The organism is Streptacidiphilus carbonis, assembly GCF_000787775.1.
Taxonomy (GTDB): domain Bacteria; phylum Actinomycetota; class Actinomycetes; order Streptomycetales; family Streptomycetaceae; genus Streptacidiphilus; species Streptacidiphilus carbonis.
Genome location: NZ_BBPM01000009.1, coordinates 84466 through 106479, shown reverse-complemented (window position 1 = coordinate 106479; position 22014 = coordinate 84466). Strand labels below are relative to the sequence as shown.

At 70.2% G+C, this 22014-nt stretch carries 21 protein-coding genes; 12 read left to right on the top strand and 9 right to left on the bottom strand.

Features of this window, described 5'->3' with window-relative positions; translation table 11 throughout:
- Positions 1–62 precede the first annotated feature (62 nt).
- From TR46_RS09720 to TR46_RS09715, 3 genes are read left to right on the top strand one after another with little or no spacing between them, the layout of a single operon-like run.
- A complete protein-coding gene (locus TR46_RS09720) occupies positions 63–1082 on the top strand; it encodes an aromatic ring-hydroxylating dioxygenase subunit alpha (RefSeq protein WP_042396892.1) in 1020 nt (339 codons plus the stop codon).
- Positions 1079–1255 carry a hypothetical protein gene (locus TR46_RS43060; RefSeq protein WP_169790640.1) on the top strand — a complete coding sequence of 59 codons (177 nt, stop codon included), beginning with the start codon at positions 1079–1081 and terminating at the stop codon, positions 1253–1255. Before TR46_RS09720 ends, TR46_RS43060 begins: the two co-directional genes overlap by 4 nt.
- Positions 1252–2232 carry a PDR/VanB family oxidoreductase gene (locus tag TR46_RS09715; protein WP_042396890.1) on the top strand — a complete coding sequence of 327 codons (981 nt, stop codon included), beginning with the start codon at positions 1252–1254 and terminating at the stop codon, positions 2230–2232. Before TR46_RS43060 ends, TR46_RS09715 begins: the two co-directional genes overlap by 4 nt.
- Before the next feature lie 22 nt (positions 2233–2254).
- Here the strand turns inward: TR46_RS09715 and TR46_RS09710 are convergent, their stop codons facing one another.
- Both TR46_RS09710 and TR46_RS09705 read right to left on the bottom strand, forming a co-directional pair.
- On the bottom strand, positions 2255–3865 hold the full coding sequence (locus TR46_RS09710) for an ABC transporter permease (protein ID WP_042396887.1): 1611 nt from the start codon (positions 3863–3865) through the stop codon (positions 2255–2257).
- A complete protein-coding gene (locus TR46_RS09705) occupies positions 3862–4791 on the bottom strand; it encodes an ABC transporter ATP-binding protein (protein WP_042397107.1) in 930 nt (309 codons plus the stop codon). The genes TR46_RS09710 and TR46_RS09705 overlap by 4 nt, the downstream gene beginning before the upstream one ends.
- 83 nt (positions 4792–4874) lie before the next feature.
- On the opposite strand from TR46_RS09705, the gene TR46_RS09700 reads away from it, so the two are divergent.
- The 3 genes from TR46_RS09700 (at position 4875) to TR46_RS09690 (ending at position 7722) form a co-directional block, all read left to right on the top strand.
- Positions 4875–5390: a GbsR/MarR family transcriptional regulator gene (locus TR46_RS09700; RefSeq protein ID WP_042396882.1), complete on the top strand. Its 516-nt coding sequence runs from the start codon at positions 4875–4877 to the stop codon at positions 5388–5390.
- A gap of 165 nt (positions 5391–5555) precedes the next feature.
- Positions 5556–6335 carry a polysaccharide lyase family 7 protein gene (locus TR46_RS09695; protein ID WP_042396880.1) on the top strand — a complete coding sequence of 260 codons (780 nt, stop codon included), beginning with the start codon at positions 5556–5558 and terminating at the stop codon, positions 6333–6335.
- A 208-nt stretch (positions 6336–6543) separates the two neighbouring features.
- Positions 6544–7722: a glycoside hydrolase family 53 protein gene (locus tag TR46_RS09690; protein ID WP_236655275.1), complete on the top strand. Its 1179-nt coding sequence runs from the start codon at positions 6544–6546 to the stop codon at positions 7720–7722.
- Between the two features lie 324 nt (positions 7723–8046).
- Here TR46_RS09690 and TR46_RS09685 read toward each other — a convergent pair whose 3' ends face one another.
- On the bottom strand, positions 8047–8469 hold the full coding sequence (locus TR46_RS09685) for a Fur family transcriptional regulator (RefSeq protein WP_042396873.1): 423 nt from the start codon (positions 8467–8469) through the stop codon (positions 8047–8049).
- A gap of 257 nt (positions 8470–8726) precedes the next feature.
- On the opposite strand from TR46_RS09685, the gene katG reads away from it, so the two are divergent.
- The 3 genes from katG to TR46_RS09670 all read left to right on the top strand — a co-directional run bounded on the left by katG (position 8727) and on the right by TR46_RS09670 (position 13712).
- Complete coding sequence (gene katG / locus TR46_RS09680) at positions 8727–10958, top strand: catalase/peroxidase HPI (RefSeq protein ID WP_042396869.1); 2232 nt, start codon at positions 8727–8729, stop codon at positions 10956–10958.
- Positions 10959–11205: 247 nt separating this feature from the next.
- Positions 11206–12648, top strand: coding sequence for a glycoside hydrolase family 28 protein (locus TR46_RS09675; protein WP_042396867.1), 1443 nt, complete (start codon positions 11206–11208; stop codon positions 12646–12648).
- Positions 12649–12674: 26 nt separating this feature from the next.
- Positions 12675–13712: a pectinesterase family protein gene (locus tag TR46_RS09670; RefSeq protein WP_042396863.1), complete on the top strand. Its 1038-nt coding sequence runs from the start codon at positions 12675–12677 to the stop codon at positions 13710–13712.
- A gap of 50 nt (positions 13713–13762) precedes the next feature.
- Here the strand turns inward: TR46_RS09670 and TR46_RS09665 are convergent, their stop codons facing one another.
- The 3 genes from TR46_RS09665 to TR46_RS09655 form a co-directional block, all read right to left on the bottom strand.
- Positions 13763–14428: a class I SAM-dependent methyltransferase family protein gene (locus TR46_RS09665; RefSeq protein ID WP_042396860.1), complete on the bottom strand. Its 666-nt coding sequence runs from the start codon at positions 14426–14428 to the stop codon at positions 13763–13765.
- A gap of 79 nt (positions 14429–14507) precedes the next feature.
- The gene (locus TR46_RS09660; protein WP_084718182.1) at positions 14508–15632 is read right to left on the bottom strand and encodes a HesA/MoeB/ThiF family protein; all 1125 of its coding nucleotides are present in this window, start codon (positions 15630–15632) and stop codon (positions 14508–14510) included.
- 60 nt (positions 15633–15692) lie between these two features.
- Positions 15693–15893 carry a hypothetical protein gene (locus TR46_RS09655; protein WP_042396855.1) on the bottom strand — a complete coding sequence of 67 codons (201 nt, stop codon included), beginning with the start codon at positions 15891–15893 and terminating at the stop codon, positions 15693–15695.
- A 128-nt stretch (positions 15894–16021) separates the two neighbouring features.
- Here TR46_RS09655 and TR46_RS09650 point away from each other — a divergent pair, with 128 nt between their 5' ends.
- Positions 16022–16645: a DUF6879 family protein gene (locus tag TR46_RS09650; protein ID WP_042396853.1), complete on the top strand. Its 624-nt coding sequence runs from the start codon at positions 16022–16024 to the stop codon at positions 16643–16645.
- An 18-nt stretch (positions 16646–16663) separates the two neighbouring features.
- Here the strand turns inward: TR46_RS09650 and TR46_RS09645 are convergent, their stop codons facing one another.
- Positions 16664–17629, bottom strand: coding sequence for an alpha/beta fold hydrolase (locus TR46_RS09645; protein WP_084718180.1), 966 nt, complete (start codon positions 17627–17629; stop codon positions 16664–16666).
- 97 nt (positions 17630–17726) lie between these two features.
- Between TR46_RS09645 and TR46_RS09640 the strand changes: the two genes are divergently transcribed.
- Positions 17727–18212 (top strand): MarR family winged helix-turn-helix transcriptional regulator, encoded by a 486-nt coding sequence (locus TR46_RS09640; protein ID WP_236655274.1) that lies wholly within the window; start codon positions 17727–17729, stop codon positions 18210–18212.
- Positions 18213–18379: 167 nt separating this feature from the next.
- On the opposite strand, the gene TR46_RS09635 is transcribed toward TR46_RS09640, so the two are convergent.
- Positions 18380–19210, bottom strand: coding sequence for an SDR family NAD(P)-dependent oxidoreductase (locus TR46_RS09635; protein WP_042396848.1), 831 nt, complete (start codon positions 19208–19210; stop codon positions 18380–18382).
- A 77-nt stretch (positions 19211–19287) separates the two neighbouring features.
- Between TR46_RS09635 and TR46_RS09630 the strand changes: the two genes are divergently transcribed.
- Positions 19288–19863: a TetR/AcrR family transcriptional regulator gene (locus tag TR46_RS09630; RefSeq protein WP_042396846.1), complete on the top strand. Its 576-nt coding sequence runs from the start codon at positions 19288–19290 to the stop codon at positions 19861–19863.
- Between the two features lie 173 nt (positions 19864–20036).
- On the opposite strand, the gene TR46_RS43610 is transcribed toward TR46_RS09630, so the two are convergent.
- Positions 20037–21896 carry a cellulose-binding domain-containing protein gene (locus tag TR46_RS43610; RefSeq protein WP_052432665.1) on the bottom strand — a complete coding sequence of 620 codons (1860 nt, stop codon included), beginning with the start codon at positions 21894–21896 and terminating at the stop codon, positions 20037–20039.
- Positions 21897–22014: the final 118 nt, after the last annotated feature.

Sequence of the window (22014 nt, the reverse complement as noted above, 5' to 3'; positions counted from 1 at the left end):
GTCCGCAGCCCTGCCCCGCTCCTGCCCCCGTCCCCCATCCCCCAGCGCCGAGGGAAACCGCCATGACCGCATTCGCCCGCAACCAGTGGTACGTCGCCGCCTACGGCCGCGAGGTCGGCCGCGACCTGCTCGCCCGGACCGTCCTCGGCGAGCCCATCGCCTTCTACCGCACCGAGGACGAGGAGCAGCGGGTGGTCGCCCTGGCCGACCGCTGCGTGCACCGCCGCTTCCCGCTCTCCGAGAGCCGGCTGGACGGCGACCGGGTCGTCTGCGGCTACCACGGCTTCACCTACGACACGACGGGCACCTGCGTCTACGTCCCCGGCCAGCGGCGGATACCGCGTACCGCCCGGGTGAACTCGTACCCGGTGGTGGAGCAGGACACCTTCGTCTGGGTGTGGATCGGCGACCCCGAGCTCGCCGACAGCGCCGCGGTCCCCCGGGCCCCGCACCTCGCCGACGGCGAGAACTGGACCTCGGTCAGCGGGATGGAGCCGATCGACGCCGACTACGGGCTGCTGGTCGACAACCTGCTGGACCTCTCGCACGAGACGTATCTGCACGGCGGCTACATCGGCACCCCCGAGGTCGCCGAGACGCCGATCACCACCGAGGTCGACGAGGCCGGTGCGATCGTCCGGGTGTCCCGGCACATGGACGACGCCGAGTGCCCGCCCTTCTACGCCCGGTCCACCGGCATCGAGGGGCGGATCACCCGGCACCAGGACATCGAGTACCTGGCCCCCTGCCTCTACCTGCTGCACAGTCGGATCACCCCGGCCGGCCAGGAAGCACCCGCCTTCCACACCGAGATCACCTACGCGATCACCCCCTCCACGGAGGGCAGCGTCTACGACTTCTGGGCCGTCTCCCGTGACTTCGCCCGGGACGACGAGGAGGTCACCACCTTCCTGCACGACTTCAACCACACCGTGGTGATGCAGGACGTGGACGCGCTCAACCTGCTCCAGCGCGCGCTGGCCACCGAACCGGCCGGCTACCAGGAGCTCAGCATCAACATCGACACCGGCGGCCTGGCCGCCCGCCGCATCCTGGCCCGGCTTGCGGAGCAGAAGCAGTGACGACCGGAAGCGGCCCCGCCGCCGGCGAGGTCTACCGCGTCCACTGGCTGCCCGGCACCGACCTGCTGCACGGCAGCTGCCACTGCGGGGCCGAGCACACCGACGACGACCCGGTGGAGATGTGGGGCTGGATGCTCACGCATGAACACCGCCACGAGGAAAGCCACCGATGAGCACCCAGCACACCGCAGCCGAGTACCAGGCCGAACTGACCGTCAGCGGCCGCACCCAGGAGGCCGAAGGCGTCGTCTCCCTGACGCTCCGTCACCCGGACGGCCGGGAGCTGCCGGCCTGGCAGCCCGGGGCCCACATCGACCTCCTCCTCGACGGCTCCCGCACCCGCCAGTACTCGCTGTGCGGGGACCCGGAAGACCGCAGCCGCTGGCAGATCGCCGTGCTGCGCGAACCGGACGGCGTCGGCCGCGGCGGCTCCGCCCACGTGCACGCGACGCTCACGGAGGGCGAACGGGTCCAGGTCCGGGGGCCGCGCAACCACTTCGAACTGCGCCCGGCCCGCCGCTACCTGTTCGTCGCCGGCGGCATCGGCATCACCCCGCTGCTGCCGATGCTGGCTGCCGCCGAGGCGGCCGGCGGCGAGTGGACCCTGCTCTACGGCGGGCGCACCCGGGGGTCGATGGCCTTCCTGGACCGGCTCACCGCCCTGGACGGCGGCCGGGGCCGGATCACCGTCGCCCCGCAGGACGAGACCGGGCTGCTGGACCTGGACCGCGCGCTCGCCGCGGCCGGGCCGGACACCCTGGTCTACTGCTGCGGCCCGGGCCCACTGCTCGACGCGATCGAGGACCGCTGTCGCACCCGACCGCCCGGCACTCTCCGCACGGAGCGTTTCACCGCCCGTCCCGCGGACCCCGACGCGGTCTCGGACGCCTTCGAACTCGTGCTGCAGGAATCGGGGCTGACCCTCACCGTGGCACCGGGGGCGAGCATCCTGCAGACCGTCCTGGACGCCGGGGTGCAGGTGCTCTACTCCTGCACCGAGGGCACCTGCGGCACCTGCGAGACCGAGATCGTCGAGGGCGAGGCCGACCACCGGGACTCGGTGCTCAGCGCCGAGGAGCAGGCCGCGAACGAGACCATGATGATCTGCGTCTCCCGCTGCCGCGGTCGGCGCCTGATGCTGGACCTCTGACGCGCAGGCGCCGGCCCGCTCGTCAGCCCAGGTCCCGGCGGCGCAGCCCGGCCAGGCCCGCGCCGCCCAGCGCCACGGTGACCAGCGTCAGCCAGAGCAGCGGCTGCAGCGTCACCGTGCCGCCGGGCAGGCGAGGCACATGGGTGAACGGCGTCAGGTCCAGGACCCACTGACCCGCACTCAGCAGCGGCCCCAGATAGGCGATGAACAGCAGCACCCCGACGATGCCCCAAGCCGCGGCGGTCCAGCGCGGCAGCAGCCCGAACAGCGCGACGGCCGCCCCGGCGAACACCCACACCGCCGGGAGCTGCACCAGCGCCGCGCCGAGCAACCGCCAGGTCCAGCCGCCGAGGTCACCCAGCACCGCGCCCGTGCCCAGGCCGAGCCCCAGGCCGGCGGCCAGCAGCAGGACGGCCGAGCCGAGCAGCGGGTACACCAGATGGCTCCACGCCCAGGTGAGCCTGGCCACGCCGGTGGCCAGCACCGGCTCGGCCCGTCCGCCGGTCTCCTCGCCGCGCAGCCGCAGCACGGTCTGCACCGCGTAGACGGCGGCGACCATGCCGAAGGTGCTGACCATCGTGGACAGGTAGGAGTCGACGGCCCCGTGGGTGCCGCCCATCCGCTCCAGCAGTTGCTGCGCCGAGCCGCTGCCCTGGAGCAGTTGCCTGATGCCCTGGCTGATACCGCCGAAGACCAGCCCGGCGGCGAGGAACCCCGCCGTCCAGCCGTAGAGGCTGCCGCGCTGGAGCCGCAGGCCGAGCACGTAGGCGCTGCGCAGCGAGGGGGCGCCGGCCGGCGGTCCGGGCCGCTGCGGGAGCAGTCCGCTGCCCAGGTCCCGGCGGTCCGCCAGCAGGTACGCCCCGGCGACCTGGACGACGAACGCCGCGAGCATCAGCGCAGGCAGCCACCAGGCGTTGTCGCGGTAGGGCCGGACCCGCTCGGCCCAGCCCAGCGGCGACAGCCAGACCAGCCACTCCGGTCCGCTGCTGCCGGACGCGTCACCGGTGGCACGCAGCACGTAGGCCAGGCCCAGCAGCGCTCCGCCGATGCCGTTGGCCGCCCGTGCGGTCCCGGTGACCTGGGCGGCGAGCGCCGCGGCGCCGGCGAAGACCAGGCCGACCCCGGCGTAGGCGAGGCCGAGGGCGAACGATCCTGCTGCGTCCTCGCCGAAGGCCGTCATCAGCAGCGGTACGGCCAGGGCGACAGTGACGCAGGCGGTGAGCGCCGTGCCCAGGGCGGCGGCCAGTGGCGCGGACCGGCCGACCGCCCCGGCGCCGATCAGCTCCAGCCGTCCCGACTCCTCCTCGGCCCGGGTGTGACGGGTGATCAGCAGGACGCAGAGCAGCCCGATCATCAGCCCGCCGAACGGCAGGATGCGCCAGGCGGTGAGGGCTCCGACGCTGTGGGCGTCGTACACCGGACCGTACAGCGTGCGCAAGGACGGATTGCCGTTGATGCTCTGCGCCAACTGCTCCCGGGAGGCGTCGTCCGGGTAGAGACGGCGGATCGAGACCAGGGTGCTGACCACCGAGCCGATCAACGCGTAGATCCAGATCGGCAGCATGATCCGGTCCCGGCGCAGGGCCAGCCGCAGCAGTTCGCCGAGCCCGGCGGTCATGCGCCCGGCGGTCATGAGGTCACGCCCTGCGGGGCGGATTCGGCCGGCTGCTCGTAGTGGCGCAGGAACAGCTCCTCCAGCGTGGGCGGACGGCTCGTCAGAGTACGGACCCCGGCGGCGGAGAGGACGCGCAGCAGGGCGTCGAGCCGATCGGTGTCCACCTGGCAGCGCAGGTGGACACCGCCGCCGTCGCCCTGGCCCAGGTCGACGCCGTGCAGTCCTGGGAGTCGGTCCAACCCCTGTGGGGCGTCGCCGAGTTCGGCCTCGATCGAGGTTCGGGTGAGGTGCCGCAGCGCGGCCAGCGAACCGCTCTCCACGGTACGTCCGGCCCGGATGATGCTCACCCGGTCGCACAGCGCCTCGACCTCGGACAGGACGTGGCTGGACAGCAGCACGGTGCGGCCCCGGTCGCGCCCCTCGGCGACGCAGCCGCGGAACACCTCCTCCATCAGCGGGTCCAGGCCCGAAGTGGGCTCGTCCAGGATCAGCAGTTCGGCGTCCGAGGCGAAGGCGGCGACCAGGGCCACCTTCTGCCGGTTCCCCTTGGAGTAGGCGTTGCCCTTCTTGGTCGGGTCCAGCTCGAACCGCTCCAGCAGCTCGGCCCGCCGGTCGGGGTTCAGGCCGCCGCGCAGCCGTCCCAGCAGGTCGATCACCTCACCGCCGGTGAGGTTGCGCCACAGCGTCACATCGCCCGGCACATGGGCCAGTCGGCGGTGCAGCGCGACCGAGTCGCGCCAGGGGTCGCCGTCCAGCAGCCGGACGGTACCGGAGTCGGCGCGGATCAGGCCGAGCAGGACCCGGATGGTGGTGGACTTGCCCGCGCCGTTGGGCCCGAGGAAGCCGTGCACCTCGCCCCGCGCGACGCTCAGCTCCAGACCGTCCAGGGCGCGGGTCCGCCCGAAGGTCTTGACCAGCCCGGACACCGAGACAGCCGGGGACATCGACATTGCCATGGCACGAAGCTACACTAGTTTCACAATTCTGTGAATATTATGAAGCCGCTGATGCCGGATAGTGTGAGGCCATGGGGATCAACGAGACCACCGGCCTGCGGGAGTTCATCGAGCGCTTCGCGGGCGTCCTCTGCGACGGCGGCGTCCCGCGGATGCCCTCGCGGGTCTTCGCAGCGCTGCTGTCCAGCGACTCCGGCCGGCTGACCTCGGCGGAGCTGGCCGAACTGCTGGAGATCAGCCCGGCCGCGGTGTCCGGCGCGGTGCGCTACCTGACCCAGGTCGGCCTGGCCACCCGCGAGCGCGACCCCGGCTCGCGCCGGGACCGCTACCGGGTGCTGACCGACGGCTGGCACGAGGCGATGCTCCGCCGCGACCAGGTGCTCTCGCGCTGGGAGTCCAGCATGGACGAGGGGGTCGCCCTGCTGGGCACGGACAGCCCGGCGGGGGTGCGGCTGCGCGAGTCGATGGTCTTCTTCGCCTTCATCCGGCGCGAGCTGCCGCAACTGCTGGACCGGTGGAACCGGCAGCGCGACGAGCTGCTGCGGGCCGCCGCCCCGGCCGATCCGGTGGACCGGCCCGGTCAGTAGCTGGTTTATATACATGGACAGCCTGTTGTTCCCCAGTCGCCAAGTGCATGGCAAAAAGCATTGTTGACGGGGCGAACCGTCCGTACTATCCAGACCTGACGCATCATTGGACTAGACCTAGTTCATATATATGAATCAGGTCCAGACAGCGGAAGGATCCCCCACGTGAAAACCCGCTCCAAGCTCATCGCCGCAGCCGCCGCCGCGGGCCTGGCCGGCACGGTCGGCCTGCTGGGCGCCAACGCCGACGCGGCCTCCCCCACGGTCGCCCCCGGCGGAAACTTCAACCTTTCGGTGTGGGAGCTGCAGGAGCCCGTCGGCTCCCCGGGCTCGCCGACCACGATCCCGTCCTCCGAGCTCCAGGGCGCCAACGGCTACCAGGACTCGTACTTCTACACCGACACCCGCGACGGCGCGATGACCTTCTGGGCCCCGGAGAAGGGTGTGACCACCCCCAACTCCAACTACGCCCGCTCCGAGCTGCGCGAGATGAACTCCAACGGCACCCCGGCCGACTGGGCGCTCAGCGGCACCCACAAGCTGAGCGCGACGCTCCGCGTGGTGTCGGTGACCTCCAACGTCTGCGTGGGCCAGATCCACCTGGGCAGCGGCGGCTCGTCCACCAAGCCGCTGATCGAGCTCTACTACCACTCCAACGGCGACATAGTCGCCGGCCTGGAGAACTCGCCCTCGGGCGGCCAGACCACGCACACCGTCGGCCACGTCTCGATCGGCAAGACCTGGACCTACACGATCGGCGTCTCCGGCGGCAACACCGTCAACCTGACGGTCAACGGCAGCACCACCCACTACGCCATCCCGTCGTCCTTCGACGCCTACAAGCAGTACTTCAAGGCCGGTTCCTACAACCAGTCCTCCTCCAACAGCACCACCAACGGCGCCCGCGTCGCCTTCTACGGACTGACCGTGTCGCACAGCAGCTGACCGGTCGTCACATCGCAGCGTCCCTCCCAGTCCGTGCACGGCGGTGTGCACGGACTGTGCACGACTGTGCCGAAATGGGTCACGCTCTGCTCTTGACCCCGGCCGTCGCCAGCCCCAAGCTTCCGTTTGAATCTGTTGCTCCTTGTTGGAAAACCAATCAAGGAAGCACTGGGTCTCACGCGCTCCCTGGCGATGAAAGGAATCCCCCGTGCAACGACGCACCATGATCAAGGCGGTGGCGGCCGCCGCCGCGACGACACTGCCGACGGCCTTCCCCGGCGCGGCCCTCGCGGCTGCGCGCGGCGCGGGCTCCGGGAGCGGGACCGACGCAGGGGTGTCGGGCGGCGGCGGACTGCGGATCCGGGGCATGGACATCTCCTCGCTCGCCAAGAGCGAGGCGCTGGGCGGCGTCTACCGGTACCCGGACGGACGGCGCGGTGACGCGATACGCATCCTCGCCGAGGCCGGGCTCACCCACGCCCGGCTCAAGGTCTGGGTCGACCCTGCGGACGGGTACAACACCAAGCGCCGGATCCTGCCGATCGCCAGGCGCCTGCACGCCGCCGGGGTGCGGTTGATGGTCGACTTCCACTACTCCGACACCTGGGCCGACCCCAGCAAGCAGTTCAAGCCCGCGGCCTGGGCGAACTACGACCTGGACGGCCTGAAGCAGGCGGTGTACGACCACACCGCCGACGTCCTCGGCTCGCTCGCCGCGCAGGGCACCCCGGCGGCCTACGCCCAGATCGGCAACGAACTGAACGGCGGGATGCTCTGGCCGGACGGCGACTGGAACCACTGGGAGCAGCTGGCCGCCCTGCTGAAGTCCGGCATCGCCGCGGCCCGCGCGGTCTCCCCGCGCACCCGGATCGTGCTGCACCTGGCCAACGGCGGCGACAACGGGCTGTACCGGTGGTGGTTCGACAACGCCGTCTCCTACGAGGTCCCCTTCGACGTCATCGGGGCCTCCTACTACCCGTACTGGCACGGTCCGTTGACCGGCCTGGCGGCCAACCTCGCCGACGTGTCGGCCCGCTACGGCAAGGACGTCCTGGTCGCCGAGACCGGCTACCCGTTCCGGCTGGACAGCAAGGACGCCCTGGCCAACATGGTCGACTCCACCGACGAACTGGTGGCCGGCTTCCCGGCGACCCCGTCCGGCCAGGAGGCCTGGGTCCGCACCCTCGCCGACACCGTCGCCGCCGTCCCGAACGACCGCGGCCTCGGCTACTTCTACTGGGAGGGCACCTGGACCGCCGTCCCCGGCAACGGCTGGGACGAGACGGACCCCGCCTCCGGCAACGCCTGGGAGAACCAGGCCGCCTTCGACTTCGACAACCGGGCCCTCCCCGTCCTCCGCGCCTACCGCCCCACCCACCGGAGCTGACCGCCGTCGCCGACGGCGGCCGCCCAATCCCCTCGCTCCGCGCGCTCGGCCTGCGCGTAGCGTGACGAGGCGCGGGTGATCAGCCCGGCGCGGCTGATCACACCGCCGAAGCGGGCTGCCGACCGGAGCCCGCCGCCTCGGCATGTCCGGGGACGGCCCACCGGCCGGTCCGTCGCCGACGGACCGGCCTCACCCACAGGCCCACCGCGACCGACGCGGACCCTGACGCCGAAACGTTCCGGCGACGTATGCGACACCCCTCGCGCCGGGGCGCGGCCCACGTCCGGACGGGGCAGACTTGGGCGGGTGCAGGCACGACTGGTTCTAAGACACGCTCTGGGCGCAGGACGGGCACAGGCCCCGGTAGGTGACCTCGACCTCGGTGACGGTGAAGCCGAAGCGCTCCTCCACCGGGAGGTCGGCCATCGGGTCGCCGGTGGGGTGCACGTCGCGGATGGTGCCGCAGGTTGAGCAGACCAGGTGCTGGTGCGGGCGGTGGGCGTTGGGGTCGTAGCGCTTGGCGCGGCCGTCGGTGGCGACCTCCATCACCTCGTCGAGGGTGACCAGCTCGCGCAGGGTGTTGTAGACGGTCGCCCGGGAGATCTCGGGCAGCCGCGCGGCCGCGCGCGCGTGCACCTCGTCGGCCGTCAGGTGCACGTGGTCGCCGTCGAGGACCTCCGCAACGACACGCCGCTGGGAGGTCATCCTCCAGCCCCGGCCTCGCAGTCGCTCCAGCAGGTCACTCATTCGGGTTCACCTATTCAGGGTTCGGCGGGGTATCAGAAGTTTACCAACAGATGTCCGGGTTCTGATCGGATGTGGGTTTGGCGTGCTTCTTGACTTAGACTCTGTCCATCGTAGGATCGGTTCCGGCGATAGCCAAGGGGCAGGAAGCCTCCAGTCCGGCAGGAGACCCCTCCGGCGGTCGCCCGGGCCGTTCCACCACCCGTACTCCTGAGCCGTTCTCCTGAGCAGCGTGATCCGCCAGATCCGGAAGGATTCCCATGTCCGACAACCATGATGCAATCGTCACCGATGCGAAGACGGAGGGCGGAGGTGGCTGCCCGGTCGCTCACGGACGGGCCCCGCACCCGACCCAGGGCGGCGGCAACCGGCAGTGGTGGCCGGACCGGCTCAACCTGAAGATCCTCGCCAGCAACCCCGCGGTGGGCAACCCGCTCGGCGCGGACTTCGACTACGCCGAGGCGTTCAAGAACGTCGACCTGGCGGCGGTCAAGCAGGACATCGCGGCCGTGCTCACGGACTCCCAGGACTGGTGGCCGGCCGACTTCGGCAACTACGGCCCGTTCATGATCCGGATGGCCTGGCACAGCGCGGGCACCTACCGCATCAGCGACGGCCGCGGCGGCGCCGGCGCCGGGCAGCAGCGCTTCGCCCCGCTCAACAGCTGGCCGGACAACGCCAGCCTGGACAAGGCCCGCCGCCTGCTGTGGCCGGTCAAGAAGAAGTACGGCCAGAACATCTCCTGGGCCGACCTCATCATCCTCACCGGCAATGTCGCCCTGGAGACCATGGGCTTCAAGACCTTCGGCTTCGCCGGCGGCCGCGCCGACGTGTGGGAGGCTGACGAGGACGTCTACTGGGGCCCGGAGACCACCTGGCTCGACGACGAGCGCTACACCGGCGACCGCGAGCTGGAGAACCCGCTCGGCGCGGTCCAGATGGGCCTGATCTACGTCAACCCCGAGGGCCCCAACGGCAACCCGGACCCGCTGGCCGCGGCCCGCGACATCCGTGAGACCTTCCGCCGGATGGCGATGAACGACGAGGAGACCGTCGCACTGATCGCCGGCGGCCACACCTTCGGCAAGACCCACGGAGCCGGCCCGGCCGACAGCGTCGGCGCCGACCCCGAGGCCTCGCCGATGGAGCAGCAGGGCCTGGGCTGGAAGAGCAGCCACGGCACCGGCGTCGGCGGCGACGCGATCACCAGCGGCCTTGAGGGCATCTGGACCAACACCCCGGTGACCTGGGACAACAGCTTCTTCGAGATCCTGTTCGGCTACGAGTGGGAGCTGTTCAAGAGCCCTGCCGGCGCCAACCAGTGGCGGCCGAAGGAGAACGCCGGCGCGGGCACCGTCCCGGACGCCCACGACGCGTCGAAGACCCACGCCCCGACCATGCTCACCACCGACCTGTCGCTGCGCGTGGACCCGGCCTACGAGCAGATCTCGCGGCGCTTCCTGGAGAGCCCGGAGGCCTTCGCGGACGCCTTCGCCCGCGCCTGGTTCAAGCTCACCCACCGCGACATGGGGCCGATCGTGCGCTACCTCGGCCCGGAGGTCCCCGGCGAGACGCTGATCTGGCAGGACCCGGTGCCCGCGGTGACCCACCCGCTGGTCGACGCCGCGGACGTGGCCGCGCTCAAGGCCAAGGTGCTGGAGTCGGGCCTGTCCGTCTCCCAGCTGGTGTCCACCGCCTGGGCCTCGGCCTCCTCCTTCCGCGGCAGCGACAAGCGCGGCGGCGCCAACGGCGCCCGCATCCGCCTGGAGCCGCAGCGCGGCTGGGAGGTCAACAACCCGGACGAGCTGGCGACGGTGCTGCGCACCCTCGAAAGCGTCCAGGCGGCCTTCAACGCGGCCCAGACCGACGGCAAGCAGATCTCGCTCGCCGACCTGATCGTGCTGGCCGGCGCGGCGGGCGTCGAGCAGGCCGCCAAGGCCGCCGGCGCCGACGTCCAGGTCCCGTTCCACCCGGGCCGCACGGACGCCTCGCAGGAGCAGACCGACGTCGAGTCGTTCTCCGCGCTGGAGCCGACCGCCGACGGATTCCGCAACTACCTGGGCAAGGGCAATCGGCTCCCGGCCGAGTACCTGCTGATCGACCGGGCCAACCTGCTCACCCTCAGCGCCCCGGAGATGACCGTCCTGGTCGGCGGCCTGCGCGTGCTGGGCGCCAACCACCAGGGCTCCTCGCTCGGTGTGCTCACGGCCACCCCCGGCGTGCTGACCAACGACTTCTTCGTCAACCTGCTCGACATGGGCACGACCTGGAAGGCGACCTCCGGCGACGCCGGCACCTTCGAGGCCACCGACTCCGCCACCGGCGCGGTCAAGTGGACCGGCAGCCGCGCCGACCTGGTCTTCGGCTCCAACTCCGAACTGCGCGCCCTCGCGGAGGTCTACGCGAGCGACGACGCCAAGGCGAAGTTCGTCAACGACTTCGTCGCCGCCTGGAGCAAGGTGATGGACCTGGACCGCTTCGACCTCAGCTGAGGCTGATCCGTCCGTAGCGCACCAACCGTCAGGGCCGGCCCGCAAGGGTCGGCCCTGACGCGTCTCCGGGCCCCCTGGACTCGCACTTCCCGCTCTCGATCATCGTTTCCAGATCTCATATATGATGTGTGATCAGCTTTGCCAGTCTTATGAGTACGCGTCAAGTCATTGACCTACCAGTGCCAATGGTTCTAGCGTCCGGTTGTCTCGCATACGACATCCACCCTGTCGAGCCTGAGGACCTGATATGACACTGCAGTTGAGTCCCCGTCATATATTCTCCCTGGTGGCTGCGGGCGCTCTGTGCGCCACAGCCCTGACCGTGGCCGGGGCCGGCACCGCCGAAGCCGCCACCGGGGACACCCGGACGGTGGCGGTGCCGACACTGCCCTCCACCTGCACCACGCTGACCTCGACGCTGGCCACCCCGTCCAGCCGGACCTTCAGCTCGGCGCAGGAGAGCGCGGCCCCGGACACCGCCCGCATCCAGGCCGCGCTGACCTCCTGCGCCGGCACCGGGAAGGCCGTGGTGCTGGCCGCGAGCGGCAGCGACACCGCCTTCCTGTCCGCGCCGCTGACCATCGGCAGCGGGGTCTACCTGGTGCTCGACACCGGGGTGCATCTCTTCGCCTCGCGCAAGGCGAGCGACTACCAGATCTCCGGCAAGGCCACCTGCGGCACCGTCACCACCAGCAGCACCGGCTGCAACCCGTTCATCTCCATCACCGGCAGCAACTCCGGCATCGAAGGCACCCAGAGCTCCAGCGGCGCCCAGGGCACCATCGACGGCCGCGGCGACCTGGACATCTACGGCACCTCCACCACCTGGTGGCAGCAGGCCGACACGGCCCAGGCCGACGGCAAGGACCAGGTCAACCCCCGGCTGGTGCAGGCCACCGGGGTGAGCAACACCACCGTCTACGACGTCAACATGGTGGACGCGGCCAAGCAGCACCTGTTCTTCAGCCAGGACGACGGCATCACCGTCTACGGCCTACGGATCAAGACGGTGGACACCGCCCGCAACACCGACGCCATCGACATCGACTCCTCGACCAACGCCACCGTCGAGTACTCCTACCTGATGGCGGGCGACGACTGCCTGGCCGTCACCACCAACAAGGCCGCCGCCGCGTACATCACCTTCCAGTACAACCACTGCTACGGCACGCACGGCATCTCGATCGGCAGCGACACCAGCTACGGCGTCAACTCCGTGCTGGTGTACCACAACTACATCCAGGGCACGGACAGCAACGGCACCGTCAGCGGCGTCCCGGCGGGGTTGCGGATCAAGAGCTACTCGGCGGTCGGCGGCACCGTCCAGAACATCCACTACTACACGACCTGCATGACCGGGCTGAAGTACCCGCTGGACTTCGACCCGTTCTACTCGTCCAGCACCGGCACCGCGTACCCGTACTACAAGAGCGTGGTGGTCTACAAGGCGACGGAGCTCAGCTCACTGTCGGGGGCCAAGTCGGTGCTGGAGGGATACAGCGCGAGCTACCCGCTCGGGCTGACCCTGGAAGACGTCAGCTTCGACAGCAACTCCTACACCGCCCAGTACGCCACCGTCGCCGAGTACGACACCACCCTGACCCCGTCCGGGACCGGTGTCACCACCAGCACCTTCACCGGCAGCGGCAGCGCGCCCAGCTGCACCTTCCCCGCCTTCCCCGCGCTGTGACCGGGCGCATCGGGACGCTGTGGGGCGTGCCCGCTCTCGCGCCCGTTCTCGTGCCCGTCCTGCTCGCCGCACTCGTCCTGGGCCGGCCCGCGGCCGCGCACGCCGCCACCGCGGTCACCCTCACCGTCGCCAAGAGCGGCGGCGAGTACTCCACCGTCCAGGCCGCGGTGAACGCCGTCCCCGACAACTCGTCCACCGCCTACACCGTCTCCATCGGCGCCGGCACCTACGACGAGTACGTCACCGTCCCGGCGACCAAGCTGCACCTGACCCTGCTCGGGGCGACCGGGAACCCGTCCGACGTCCACATCGACGGGGCCCGCTACGCAGGGGAGACCTCCTCGGCCGGGACCGCCTACGGCACCCTGGGGTCGGCCACCGTCACCGTCGCGGCGAGCAACTTCACCGCCGAGTACCTCTCCTTCCGCAACACCTTCAACAGGAACAGCTACCCGTCGGTGACCGCGACCCAGGCGGTGGCCCTGGCCATGGAGGGCGATCGGCAGAGCTACGTCGACTGCGTCTTCTACGGCCACCAGGACACCCTGCTCTCCTGGAGCCCCTCCCCCAGCACCGACATCCGGCAGTACGTCTACGGCGGCGAGGTCGAGGGGGACGTGGACTTCATCTTCGGCGACGGCACCCTGGTCGTGGACCGGTCGCACATCAAGGTGCTGGACGACGGCGTCTACACCAGCGGCTACCTGGCCGCCCCGGCCACCTACAGCGCCCAGAAGTTCGGCATCCTGATCACCGGCTCCACGGTGACCAGCACCTTCGCCGCCAACACGGTGGGCCTGGGCCGCGCCTGGATCCCCTACACCGGGGCGGTGCCGCAGATGGTGGTGCGCAACACCGCGCTCCCCGCGGCGATCACCGTCGCCGCCCCCTGGACCGGCATCTCCGGGGCGGCCTGGACCTCCGGCCGCCACTACGAGTACGCCGACACCGGCCCCGGAGCCACCGTCAACTCCGCCCGCCCCCAACTGACCAGCACCACCGCCGCCGCCTACACGGCGGCGACCTACCTGGCCGGGGCGGACGGCTGGAACCCGGTGCGCTGAGGCTGCGCCCCGGCCGCGACGCCGGCGGCCCGGTGGACGTCAGCCGTACGTCAGCCGTCCCCGGCCGGCTCCTCCGTCCGCCTGAGCACGTCGTACCCGACGAAGGTGAACAGACGCGCGGCCGGGGCGACCGGCTGGGGTGCGCCGATGAAGCGGTGCGCTCCGACGCCGAAGCCCGCGTCAGGTTCCGACAGCCACTCCAACTCGAACCCGCGCGTCCTGAACCACTCACAGACCAGCGGAACCCGGTCGGGAGCACCGCGATGGCGTGTCCAGACGACGGTGCCCCCGTTCCGGCACAGCGCGGTGCAGGCGTCGACGGTGCGCTCGATGTCCGCGTCGGTGACATTGCCGAACACGCCGCAGACCAGCACCAGGTCCGCCGGCGCCATGTCGCGGTACTGGTCGGTGAGGGAGGCGTCAGCCGTCACCACCTCCACCTGGTGCAGCCCGGCGGCCCGCACCAGTTCCTCCGCGAACGCGGTGTTCCGCGGATCCAGCTCGACCAGCCTGGCCCGGACGTCGTCGCGGCGCGGATGGTCGGCCAGCACCTCCAGCAGGTCGCGCCCCTGCCCGGCGCACAGACTGACCACCCGCAGGGGACCGGCGGGACTCCGGTCCAAGGCGGCCCTGATCTGCGCCTGGACGGCACGCAACCGCCGCACCAGCGACGAGTCGGGTCGGTCGTACTGATCGTGCCAGCTCCGCCAGTCCATGGCGGAACCCTAGGGTGACAGCACTCACCGGGCGACCGGATTTCCCGGCAGAGGGACCGTGTCCTCGGTCGGCCTGCCGTCAGCCTCCGCCGCACCGGTCGCAGTCGGGACGACGGGAGATCACCCGCTCGCTGAACGAGACCGGACCGTAGTCGAGTTCGACCCATCGGTTGCTGAGTGCCGTCGCCATTCCGATGATGAAGCGGATGGCTTCCCAGGCTATGAGGTTCCCGATCACTCCCGACTGCGCGCCGAGGATTCCGGTATGCCGGTTCTTGCGAAGGAACGGCTCGGTCCGGTCTCGACCGTGGTCCCCCGCGACGGTCGCGAGCAGGCAGTGCCAACAGGCCGTCACCCCCGGGATGACGAGCAGACCCAGGATCCCTACGTGGTAGGAGTAGCTGCCCCCGATGATGTGCGGGGTGTCGGGCCAGCATGCCGTGGTCGTGATCTCGGCCATGACGGTCACGCTGGGCTCATCCGCGCAGCCGATCACCAGGTCGGACTTCTCGACCAGGTCTGCTATGTCGTACGCCTGCCCGATCCGACGCCGCTCGGGCACCAGGCAGGCCTGCGGGTTGACGCCGGCCAGCCGCTCCGCCAGCACGTCCGCCTTGCTCCGCCCCACGTCGTCGACCGAGTACATCAACTGGCGGTTGAGGTTGCTCTCTTCGATGACGTCGTCGTCGCAGAGTATGAGCGTGCCCACGCCTGCCGCTGCCAGCGACGAGGCTACGACGCTTCCCAGTCCGCCGACTCCGCAGACGAGAACGGTGGCTGAGGCGAGCCGCTCCTGCGCGGCCAGCCCCTCGTCGTAGTCGACCAGTTCCGAGTCGCAGAACTCCTGGAAGAGTCCTATCTGTCGGTCGTAACGCCCAATCTGGGCATCCGTCAGTCCACGGTTCGGCCTCTCGCCTCCAGGGATGGCGACCTTGCTCAGCAGTCGTTCCTCGCGGAGTGTGAGCAGAGCGCCGCAGACCTCTCCGACCAGTTCCTCCGACTCGTCGCACAGTGACTCGACCAGTTCCGCCACCGTGTTTTCTCCGTCGAGGAGCGGAATCAGCCGGAGCACGCTCTCCGTGGCCGCGAACCGCTTGACCCGACGGTCGTAGGTGGAGATGAACAGGAGTTCTGCCTCGTCCCGTTCGACCACCAGGCCGGCTCGGAGCCGGGGCCGCCACTGAAGCAGATCTACTTCACGCATACAAGAACCACTGCCCCTTGTTCCCCGTTCTCCCGCGTCCCCTCGGAGCCCAAGCCGTTATCAGCTGTTCGACTCACCGCTGCAGGCAGCGGCACCGACGGCCAGGGCTTCATCGCTTATCTTGACGAGCGACGCCTTGGCTGCCCCGGTCCGGCAGAACACGTGGGGCGAGGCCGTTGCGGCGGAGGCCGAGGTGGCCCCCGCGGACAGAATGGCCGCCGCTGCCGCCAACGCGCTTGCGCCCTTGACCGAGCGTTCCATATGCATTCTCCCTGAAGCTTCGTTCACACCTTGACCTGCCCTTGCCAATCATCATCACCGTCACGACAATGTCAACTCCCACGCAAATAAAGAAACTGATGGATCCCCACCGGGAAGGTGTCCTCGGTATGCGTGAAATCCTGGAGCAGAGCCAGGGGATGAAGGTGGACATCCCCACATATTTTGTCGAGTTCGACAGGGCATTCTGGCGCATTGGAAGTGCGGGGTTCTGGAAGCTCGAATGCCGCCAGGACTACCAGGAAACCAAGTCAGCGAGCTGGGAGGCGTTTCGCCGGGGCGACTGGAGCGGCTCCCTCCGCCTGTTCCATGAGCAACGGTCGGAGTTCGAGGCCTACTACGCCAGAATCTCAGCGGTCGGCTTCCTGCATCACCGGGCCCGGGTCGTCGAGGAGCCGGTAACGCCCTACCTGCAGTGGGAATTGCACCTGCTCCAGACCAAGGACCAGTACGGCGAAGGCGTGTCCATCCTCACCACCGACCGACTCGCAGCTCTCGGCGTCACAGCGCCGCTGCCCGATGTGGTCGTCCTCGGAAGGGAGGTGGCTTACGAGGTCCACTACACGGACCAGGGGCAGCTGGACGGCGCCACCCGTCACAGCGCTCGGGCCGTGGTCGACGACGCCCGCGCCTTCATCCAGCGGCTGCACGGCGATGGCGAGCCGTTGGCGTCCTACTTCCCTCGGGCGATCGCCGGCCTCCGCCCGCCGAACCAGCCGGAGCCGGACGCCTGAACTCCCGTCCTGCGGAGTTCAAAGGGTCACCCCGCCCGCCGCCTCCGGAGGCGCACTTTTCTGCGCTCGGCCGGCCCCGTGCTGTTCCGGGCCGTCGATTCGCCGATAGAAGTCGATCTGCCGATAGAAGGAGAGAAGGGCCTCCGCGAGCCGGTCGGGTGCCTCCATCGCCACATAGTGGCCGATGCCGTCGATCGAGGCGGAGGTCATGTCCTTGGCGACCTGACGCATCGTCGCCGGCGTGAAGTCCCCCGACCTGCCCCCGACGGCGAGCACGGGCGTGGCGAGGGGCTGGGATGCCAGTTCTCGGATTTCCTCGCCTTCGCGGAGCATCGACCGGTAGAGCCCGGCCGCACCCCTGAATGCGTCGGGCCGCGCATAGGAGCGGGTGAGCTCGTCGATGTCCTGGTCGGCGAACGCGTCAGGGGTCGCGCAGAGGGAGGGCAGGGCGTATTCGGCGAGGAATGCGCGTTCTCGGCCGGCGAGCAGCAGCTCGGGGATGCCGGGGGCGATGAGGACGCCGATGTGCCAGGCGCCGCCGCGGGTGACGTCCGCGAGCCTTTCGACGCCGAACCCGGGCAGGCCGGTCTCGATCGCCGCATAGCTTCGCACCAGGTCGGGGCGGGTGGCGGCGACCCGGAACGTGGTGGGACCGCTGACATCCTGGCCCGTCAGGTGGACCGGGCCGAGGTCGAGCCGGCTGATCAGTTCGCTCAGGTCCCGGGCCGCGGTCGCGCTGTCGTGCTCCGCGGACGCAGTGGCGGAGTCGCCGAAACCCCGGAGGTCCGGGGCGAACACCCGATGGTGCGCGCTGAGCAGCGGGATCAGCTTGTGGAAGACCCACCAGGTCTCCGGGAAGCCGTGGACCAGCATGACGGGAGTTCCGGAGGTTCCCGCCGAGACGTAGTGCAACTCGGTGCCGTTGAGACTGACGCGGTGGTGTTCAACACCAGCGATGGTGGCACCGCGGGTCGTGGGATCCATGTGTTCTCCTCCATCTGATCGACAACCTGGTTGTCAATCTACGGGTCGACAACCCAGTTGTCGACCCCCGCTGGAGGGCTCTCGTATGATGTGTCCCATGGCACGCTCACCAGGTGCCGAGCTCGCGCTCCTGCTGCTCGGCGGCTTCCAGTCGATGGTGGACGAGGTGCACGGCGAACTGGCCAGCCGCGGACACGAAGGCGTGCGCGCATCCCACGAGTTCGCCCTCCGCGCCATCGACGAGGGTGCGGACACCGCCACGGAACTCGGCCGCAGCCTTTCGGTGTCCAAGCAGGCGGCAGCCAAAGTGATCGTCGCACTCGAACGACTCGGATATGTGGAACGCGAGCCCGACCCCACGGACGCACGCCTCAAGCGACTGCACGTCACAGCCCGCGGCCACGACATGATGGCCCAAGGCGCGGCGCTGTTCACCGAGGTGCGCAACCGCTGGGCGGCCCAGATCGGAGCCGAACAACTCGACGCCCTCGAAGCGCACTTGACCCGGCTCACCAGGAATCGGTCAGCGCGCACGAAGGACCTGGCCGCAGGACTCGATGAGGACCTCGGCAACGCGGTCTGACGATACGCAAGACCTGTTTTCCCGACCTACGTCCCTTCACCACCTGGTCACGTCACTGCCCAGAATGACCAGCCGGTGGCCGGGCTGGGCTGCCCGCCCTCGGCATCACGTGATCAAACTGGTCACGTCATCCGGACGACGCCCTGGGAGAGGGGCCCCGAGGTGTGTCACTGCGATGGGCAGACCCGTCCGAGGACCTGGTCCCAGAGCCGGTCGCCCATCGCGCGGCGGGCCGGCGGGCCGAGGCGGGCCTGGGCGCCGATGCGGTAGCGGGTCCTCGGGCGGCGTGAGGTCACCGCGTGGACCACGGCCTCGGCGATGTGCTCCGGGGCGAGGCCGCGGCCCTCGGCGCCCTCTCGCTGGGCCAGCGCGAGGGCGTTGCGAATCAGCGTGTCGTACGGGCCGGGCAGGTCGCGCCGTGGCGCACCGGCGGCGAGGGTGGACGTGAACCGGGTCCGGACCGCGCCCGGTTCCAGCAGGGCGACCCGCACCCCGAAAGCGCGCGTCTCCAGGCGTAGCGCGTCGCTGAGCGATTCCAGGGCGTACTTGGTCATCGCATAGGCACTGGACGCGGGCGGAGTGACCAGCCCGGCGGCCGATCCCACGTTCACGATGGTCCCGTAGTGCTGCTCACGCATGCCGGGAAGCACCAGTTGGCACAACCTCACCAGCCCGAAGACATTGGTCTCGAACTGCCGCCGCAGGGCCTCCAGGGGTACCTCTTCAACAGCACCCACCTGCGCGTACCCGGCGTTGTTGACCAGGGCTGCGACGGCGCCGTGCTCGGCCTGCACCGCTTCGACGGCCCGCAGTCGGGACTCCTCGTCGGTGACGTCCAGACGCAGGGTGCGGCAGCCCGCGTCCTCCAGGTCGGCGAGGGATGCCGGGTCGCGGGCCGACGCCCAGGTCGGCAGTCCTGCCCGGACCAGGGCCAGCGCCGTCGCCCGGCCGATCCCCGACGAGCAACCGGTCACCAGTACCGCACGGGACCTTCCCATGACACCTCCAGTGAGACACTCATGTCTCGGAACAGGACTTCAATGTACCACTCCGAGACGCCGGGTAGGCTGGCCCGGTGAGCGGGAATCCAGCACTCAAGGACCACATCGCGGCCGGCATCCTCGACGCCGCAGCGGCCGTCCTGGCCGAACGCGGCGAGGCGGCGAGCATGGCCGACATCGCCGCGGCGGCCGGGGTCGGGCGGGCCACCCTCTACCGCCGCTTCCCCAACCGCGAGGCACTGCTCCAGGCCCTGGCCCGGGCCGCGGTCCAGGAGTTGGACGACCGGCTCGCCGAGGCCGGTCTCGACACCGCCCCGTACCCCGAGGCCCTCGCCCGGCTGACCCGCGCCTTCGTCGCCACCGGAAGCAAGTACATCGCCTTCATGCGATCCGGGCACAAGCCGATCGAGCCCGCCGAGGTGGACCGCCGACTCGGCGAACCCCTCCGTGAGCTGTTCCGGCGCGGCGCAGCGGACGGCAGCCTGCGCGAGGACCTTCCACCCGAGGTGCTGCTCGCGCTGTTCGTCGGTCTGATCGAGGCGGCGCTTGTGACGGCGACGCAGGGAGGCCTCGGGGTGGAGAGGGCCAGCGCGGCGGCCATCTCGGTGTTCCTCGACGGCACCCGCGATCCCCGGCGGAGGAACCACTGAAGAGCCCTCCAACTCATCCGGTGCGGCTCGTACGGTCTCAGCCGACGGGGGCGAGGGCCTGGTCGAAGGGGGTGCGGGCGGACGGCCGGAGGGCCGTGGCCGCCCGCCTGTGCTTCACGTGCCGGTGGCGCCGGGGCCGGCCCCGGCGCCACCGGTGTCCGTGACCGGGCCGGTCAATAGGTGAACGAGAAGCCGGCGGCGGAGGAGACTCCGCAACTGGAGACGTACAGGCTGTAGGTTCCGTGCGGCAGGCCCGACGGGAGCGAGAAGTCGGCCGACTCGGCTTCGCCGGGCGTGCTCGGCGCCATGGTGCTGAAGCCGGAGGAGCGCGCGTAGTACACGTCTCCCGCGGAGTCCTTGAGGAAGACGACGGGGAAGTTCTGCGGGTCCTGGTAGTCGTCCTCACCGACGCTCACCAGACCGGTGAGTTGAGTGCCCGTCAGGTGATAGGAGCCGTTGCCGTTGGCGCTCACTCCGGTGACCGTCGGCCGCCAGGAGCTCTGCGGGCTGCCCACCGGCGTGTAGATCCAGTCCTGGTCGCCGGCCGCGGCGAGGACTTGGCCGTTGGGGAGGTTGATGAAGTTCACTGCCTGTCCGGATCCGTCCGGGGGCTCGCTGATCTGCGCCATCGTGTTCGTTGACGGGTCGTACTCGACGAGTTCGGGGCCCGCGGCGGAGCCGCAGGCGTTGGTGATCCAGCTGCACTTGATGGTGTCGAACAGGACCTTGCCGTTCGGTTCCGGATCGGTGTAGGAGTCGTCGACATAGCTGCCCTGGGGCAGGCCGGGGCCCTGCGCCCAACTGCCGGCCGAGCCCGCGGTCGCGCCGGGCGTGTAGACGCCGGAGGCGTTGCTGCCCATGGCCAGGATCTTGCCGTTGTACATCTGCGTCACCATCGCCGAGTCCACGTTGCCGTTCTGGTAGCCGGACGGTGCGGCGGGCAGCGTGATCCACGTCTTGGTGGCCGGGTTGTAGCGGTACTGGCCGTAGCCGCTCATGGACACGACGGAGCCGTCCGGCAGGGTCACCCAGCCGTCCTCGCCCGCGGACGACGGCCTGGAGCCGGCTGCGGTCCAGGTGTTGGTGCTCGGGCTGAAGCGCTGGGTCTGCGCGGCGGAGATGTCCCCGGCCAGGATGCTGCCGTCGGCGAGGGTGGCGCTGCCGCTGTCGTCGAGACTGCCGTAGAGGCCCTCCTGCCCCAGCGACCAGCTGTTGGTCAGCGGGTCGTAGAGCTGCACCGCGTTGTGGTCGTTCGCCGAACTGCCGGAGGGGTAGCTGTAGATGTACTCGCCGCCTGCCTGGTAGAAGCGGCCGTCCGGCAGGATGTGCTCCTCCGCTGCACCCATCGCGTAGGGACTCGAAGCCAGTTGCTGCCAGCTGCCGTTCGCGTAACTCCCGTGCGCGTCGGGGACCAGGCGTACCCACTGGTTGAGACTTGAGCCGTTCGACAGGATCGAACCGTCCGTCATCAGCCACAGGAACGTCGCCGGGCCGCCGGTGTACGGGTTGACCGGCGCCGCCTGCCAGGTGCCCTGGCCGGGCGTCGGCGTCGTGGACGTGGGGCTCGGTGTCGGTGTCGGGGTCGGGGTCGGCGTGGGCGTGGGCGTGGGCGTGGGCGTGGGCGTGGGCGTGGGCGTCGTAACGCTGCCGGTGCAGGGGACTCCGTTGAACGAGAGCTGTGCGGGGACGGCATCGGTCCCGGAGAACGAGCCGTTGAAGCCGAACGACACACTGCCGCCGGTGGCGACGGACCCGTTGTACGCGACGTTGGCGGCAGTGACGTTCTGCCCCGACTGGCTGTCGGTCGCGTTCCAGATCTGGGTGATCTGCTGGTTGCCCGGGAACGTCCAGGCGACCTGCCACGAGGTCACGGCGCTGCCCAGATCGGTGATCGAGACGTTGGCGGTGAAGCCGCCCGACCACTGCGAGGAGATGGTGTAGCTCGCCTGGCACCCGGTCGTGGCCCGCGCGGAGGTGTCCGTGCTGACCACCAGGCCGAGGCCGAGGGCAGCGGCTGCGCTCCAGGCGGCCACCCGGCCGGGCCGGCCCAGTGGCCCGCGGGGTCGTGGTCCGGGAAGGCGGCGGCCGTGGAACCGATGTCTGCTGGAGCGCTGCTGGGACATCCGTGGATCCCTTCGCTCGGAGGGTTGT